Below are 4,821 nucleotides of genomic sequence, written 5' to 3'. Positions count from 1 at the left end.
GTAGCGCTTCAGCGCCCCATGCCACGCCGCGGCGCGTACCGGGTCAGGCTCCGGAGACGCGTGGCAGAAGAAGTTCATGTTGAAGGGTCGTGAGGTACTGCCCTTCACCCTCTGCACAGCCTCCCGAGCCTGCTGCGGCGTGTACTGGGCGCAGGTCAGGGACCCGAGCCCTCCGGCCTCGCTGACCGCGACGACCATCTCGGGCGTCGTGCTCCCGGCCATGGGCGCCTGGATGATGGGAGCCTCGATGCCGAACAGGTCCAGGATGCGGCGATCAGTCCAAGCCATGCTGGCTTCCTTATCAAGACCGGTATGATGAAGCCGTGGACGGCCGCGTCCAGTGAGAGCTCACCAGTGCGATAGGATGAAGGCGGCATGGCTCTGCGGCGTGAGGCACAGCCATGCCGCGACGACCAGTGGACGGCTACCGCTGCGGCTGGCGGGCGCCCCATCTCAGGGGGTCTTTCAAGCGGCCAGTAACTCGTCGGCCGGACCGAAGAACTCGTAGTGGATCTGCGACGCCGGGACACCGCTGCGCAGCAGCGCGGCGGCAAAGTCCCGAAGAAAGGATCGCGGACCGCAGAGGAAGTAATCCGCGCCCGCCAACAGCGTGTTCCGGGCCAACCATTCCGGCGTGATCAGGCCGGAGATGTCGTAGTCCCCACCCTGGCGGTCCTGAGGCCGCGGGCACTCGTAGAAGGTGGTTGCCTGGATGCGCCCCTTCGATCCGGCCGCCAGTGCCCTGACCTCCCCACCCAGGGCATGCGTGGCGCCTGACTGGGTGCCGTGGATGAAATGCACGATCTGGCTCGCCTCCTGGTTGGCCGCGGCCTGCATCATGCTCAGGAACGGCGTCTGGCCGACACCACCGCTGAGCAGAACAACCGGCCGATCGGGACGCTCGGGCAGGAAGAAGTCTCCAGCCGGTGCGCCAACCTTCAGGTGGGTTCCCGTCTCGACGACGTCATGGAGGAAGTTGGAAGCAAGGCCGTGCGGCTCCCGCTTCACGGTGATGCGGTAGTGGGTGTCACCGGGCGCCGAGGAGATGCTGTAGTTCCGCTTCAGCGGCGGGCGGCCCGGAATGTCGAGCCAGAAGGTCAGGTACTGGCCGGGCTTGTGCCGCATCACGGTGCCGCCATCCGCTGGGACGAGCAGGAACGACGTGATGATGTCGCTCTCCCGGACCTTCTCGATAACCACGAAGTCGCGCCAGCCGTTCCAACCACCCAACGCCCCGGCTTGCTGGTCGTAGATTTCCGTCTCGCGTCCGATCAGCACGTCGGCCAGGAACCAGTAGGCTTCGCCCCAGGCCGCGAGGACGGTGGGCGTCGCGGCTTCGCCGAGAACGTCCTGGATGGCACCGAGCAAGGCCTCGGCCACAGCCGGGTAGTGCTCCGACAGGATGTTCAGCCCCGCGTGCTTCTGGGCGATCCGCTCGATGGCCGCGGCGAGCACGCCCGGGTTCTCGATGTTCTGGGCGTAGGCCAGGATCGCCGCCGCCAGCGCCTTGGGCTGAGAGCCGGTTTCGCCGTGGTGCGACTGGTTGAACAGGTCCCGGATGGCTGGCTTCTGGAACATCCGCTCGTACATCCGGCGGGTGATGTCCAGGCCGTGCGCTTCGAGAGCCGGGACCGTGGCCTTGACCACGGCAACGGTCTGCGCGCTGAGCGGGCGGGGCATGGCAACCTCATAAGGTGTATAGACAAGGCACCTTCTAGCCACTTGGATGAAAGGTGTAAAGCGCATACATCTTAAAGATGCGACTTACCCTCCACACGGACTATGCCCTTCGCACGCTGATCTACCTGGGGCTGCGACGTGACCGACGCGTGTCGATCCGCGAGGTCGCCGAGGCACACCGCATCTCGGAGAACCACCTGATCAAGGTGGTGCACAATCTTGGGCGGGGCGGCTTCATCGAAACGACGCGTGGAAAGGGCGGCGGCCTGCGGCTGGCACGAGCTCCGGAAGATATCCGCGTCGGTGACGTTGTCCGCTTCACCGAGGACGACATGGCGTTGGTCGCCTGCTTCCAGGCCGCCGCGGACGACCGTGTTTGCGCCCTGCTGAACGCGTGCCGTCTTCAGAGCCTTCTCGGCGAGGCCTTGTCCGCCTTCATGGCGGTTCTGGACGGCCAGACCCTTGCTGACCTCCTGAGGCCCAATCGAGCGGTTCTAGCCGCTCGCCTGGGCCTTCCCGCTTCCCCGCCGTTGCCGGACCAAACACCGCTTCAGTAAGTCCACGGTGCCTAGAAGCGGATGTCCCCGGCCACGAGGTGAGCGCCCGCCTCGCTGATCGGCCGGAGAGCCGCTGTCCGTCCAGATCACGCCTTGCCTAGACCACATGGCCTTGGTTCATGAACTTGCGGCAGGGGCCATAAGCCGCCGGGGATCCAATCCAACGCTTCGTGCCATCATCCAGCAACATGTTCTCCAAAGCCCTGGCCAAGGCCAACCGGGAGCCATTGCACGAGGGATGGTCGTGGGGCTGTGGGTCTAGAGAAGACTACCCTGGCTCGGGCGCACGTCGCCGCCGGGCAAAGTCTCCTCATCCGGCTGGTCGCTTCGTCCATGCCCCACGACCCGCAGCAGCCCATCCGGCAGAGGACGCTGCAGTTCCTTTGCCAGCGTCCAGGGCGCCGTCATCCAGGCCTCCAACTCGTCAGCTTCGGTCAGGATCACCGGCATCGCTTTGGGGTGGATCGGGGCCACCTCGGCGTTCGGCTCGGTGGTGAGGAAAGCGTAGAGGTCGGCCGTCACCTCGCCTTCCTTAACCTTCCGCACCGAGGTCCACTGTAGCCGTCTGCCTCAGCGTTGAGGGCGGCCAGGGTGCCGACATTGCCGCCCGCGCCCGCCCGGTTCTCCACGACGACGGGCTGGCCCAGCACGCGGCCCAGGAGCTCCGCCCCGAGGCGCCCGGAGATGTCCATCACCCCGCCCGGTGGGAAGGTCACGACGACGCGCATCCGTCGATCAGGTTTCCAGCCAAGATCCTGAGCCGCCGCGCGGCCGAAGGTCATGAACGCCAGCCCCGCACCCAAACTTCCGACTACTTCGCGTCTGCTTTCCATGAAGGCGCTCCCTTTTTAGTCGTTTGGTCAGGCCGTAACACGAAAGGTGGAGTTGGCACATCGCGGGGTAGACAGAAGGGATGCTGGGCGGCGGCATCGCCCACTCAGCTACTTCACCGCTCGGCCTGAAGAAGGAAGCAATCCTGGTGCGTCGGTCTGGGACTGGGGCCTGGAATACAAGGAAGATGGTTGCCGTCGCGACTAGAGGAGCAGCTTTGCCATGCGAGCCATCCACCAGCGTACTGGTTCGGCCCGGCTGTTGCTCGCAGAGGGCTTCCTCCTCTGAAGAGGCCGCGACAGCCCTCCTGGCTCAGGCAGTAAGCGGCGCAGAATGCCCTGACCAACGGATGGAAGGGTCCCACATGGCGCACATGCTGGACCCCGCCGTACTCACCCGCACCGCAGCCCTCGAACACCTGGCCTTGGCCATTCCGCGAGCCGGTCGCGCCTACGCGGAGGGACGCAACACCGACCGCGGTCCCGGGACGGCACCGTCCACCACGGCCCTGTCGCCTTACCTGCGGCGTCGCCTCCTGCTGGAGGAGGAGGTGATCGACGCCGCCCTCGCCGCCCACGGTTCGCAGGAGGCTGGAAAGTTCGTCGAGGAGGTCTTCTGGCGCTCCTACTTCAAGGGCTACCTCGAGACGCATCCCTCGGTCTGGACGGACTACCTCCGGCTGGTGACGGAAGGCCGGAACGGGTTGGCCACCCAGTCCGGGCTGCGGCGGGTGTTCGAGGACGCCGTGGCGGGGCGAACCGGCATCGATGGCTTCGACGACTGGGCGCGCGAGGTGGTCGAGACCGGGTGGCTGCACAACCACGCCCGCATGTGGTTCGCCTCGATCTGGATCTTCACCCTGCGCCTGCCCTGGGCGCTGGGGGCCGACTTCTTCCTGCGCCATCTGCTCGACGGCGACCCGGCCAGCAACACCTTGTCCTGGCGCTGGGTGGCCGGGCTGCATACGCGTGGCAAGCACTACGTCGCCCGGGCCGAGAACATCCGCCGCTTCACGGACGGCCGCTTCTCGCCCTCGGGATTGGACGAGCATCCCACCCCACTGGACGAGGCCACCTCACACCCCACCATYCTGCTGCCTTCCCCGGATCCGCTACCGAACGGCGAAGTGGCGCTGCTGCTGCACCTGGACGACCTGCACGCCGAAAGCCTTCCGCTGGGTGACGCGCGGGTCGCTCGGGTGGGCGGGCTGCTCGCCCTTGCTTCGGGCGCCGCCGAGCCCGTCCGTCGCGCGGACGAGGTGGCGATGAACGACGCCCTCGCGCGGGCCGCCGCGCATTTCGGCTGCCCGGCCGGACCGGCGGCCGACGGCTGGAACGACGGCCTGCCGGTGGTGACGGCTTGGGCGCCGGTCGGCCCCTCGGCCGAGGCGCTGCCGAACGCCTGCGCGCGTACCCGGCGGCGATGGGACGATCTGGTCTGGCCGCACGCGACACGAGGCTACTTCCAGGTCCGCAAGGCGATCCCGTCGATCCTTGCATGTCGCGAAGCTTGGCGGCCTAACGGCGAACCGTTGTGTTCCGGGTAGACCAAGCTTTGAGGTTATGTCCCGCTAGCAACCAACGACGTCCGAAACCGAGATGCGAAAGGGCGCAGCGGACCGGGCGTGAAATACGCCTGAGGGAATGGCGGCACTCCTCGGTCTTATGAGCGTGTCACTCCACAGGGGCTGTTGCCCGGCAGTCCACCTGTTCCGTGAAGCCGAAGCGTTCTTGAGATGGGTGGAATGGCTAGG

At 66.6% G+C, this 4,821-nt stretch carries 5 protein-coding genes and 1 pseudogene; 2 read left to right on the top strand and 4 right to left on the bottom strand.

Features of this window, described 5'->3' with window-relative positions; genetic code table 11:
* Both EAH89_RS30450 and hmpA read right to left on the bottom strand, forming a co-directional pair.
* Positions 1-288, bottom strand: a 288-nt coding sequence (locus tag EAH89_RS30450; RefSeq protein ID WP_194152382.1) for an NAD(P)H-dependent flavin oxidoreductase, incomplete at its 3' end; no start/stop codon positions are given.
* A gap of 177 nt (positions 289-465) precedes the next feature.
* Entirely contained in the window at positions 466-1,680 is a 1,215-nt protein-coding gene (hmpA, locus tag EAH89_RS30445; RefSeq protein ID WP_140887868.1) for an NO-inducible flavohemoprotein, read from the bottom strand.
* Between the two features lie 77 nt (positions 1,681-1,757).
* Between hmpA and EAH89_RS30440 the strand changes: the two genes are divergently transcribed.
* A complete protein-coding gene (locus tag EAH89_RS30440; protein ID WP_140887866.1) occupies positions 1,758-2,237 on the top strand; it encodes an RrF2 family transcriptional regulator in 480 nt (159 codons plus the stop codon).
* Between the two features lie 339 nt (positions 2,238-2,576).
* Here the strand turns inward: EAH89_RS30440 and EAH89_RS30435 are convergent.
* A pseudogene (locus tag EAH89_RS30435) lies at positions 2,577-2,795 on the bottom strand (SOS response-associated peptidase); the annotation flags it as partial.
* Positions 2,756-3,070 (bottom strand): tripartite tricarboxylate transporter substrate-binding protein, encoded by a 315-nt coding sequence (locus EAH89_RS33710; RefSeq protein WP_408906341.1) that lies wholly within the window; start codon positions 3,068-3,070, stop codon positions 2,756-2,758. The pseudogene EAH89_RS30435 and the gene EAH89_RS33710, both read right to left, overlap by 40 nt.
* 362 nt (positions 3,071-3,432) lie before the next feature.
* On the opposite strand from EAH89_RS33710, the gene EAH89_RS30425 reads away from it, so the two are divergent.
* Positions 3,433-4,614: an FAD-binding domain-containing protein gene (locus EAH89_RS30425; protein WP_241667280.1), complete on the top strand. Its 1,182-nt coding sequence runs from the start codon at positions 3,433-3,435 to the stop codon at positions 4,612-4,614.
* Positions 4,615-4,821 lie beyond the last annotated feature (207 nt).

The sequence above is a fragment of the Muricoccus nepalensis genome, assembly GCF_006438825.1.
GTDB lineage: Bacteria > Pseudomonadota > Alphaproteobacteria > Acetobacterales > Acetobacteraceae > Roseomonas > Roseomonas nepalensis.
This window is presented reverse-complemented; position numbering and strand designations above follow the sequence as displayed.

Coding starts and splice junctions, on each gene's coding strand:
- EAH89_RS33710 (WP_408906341.1), bottom strand. CDS start 3,070: ATGGAAAGCAGACGCGAAGTAGTCGGAAGTTTGGGTGCGGGGCTGGCG.
- hmpA (WP_140887868.1), bottom strand. CDS start 1,680: ATGCCCCGCCCGCTCAGCGCGCAGACCGTTGCCGTGGTCAAGGCCACG.
- EAH89_RS30440 (WP_140887866.1), top strand. CDS start 1,758: ATGCGACTTACCCTCCACACGGACTATGCCCTTCGCACGCTGATCTAC.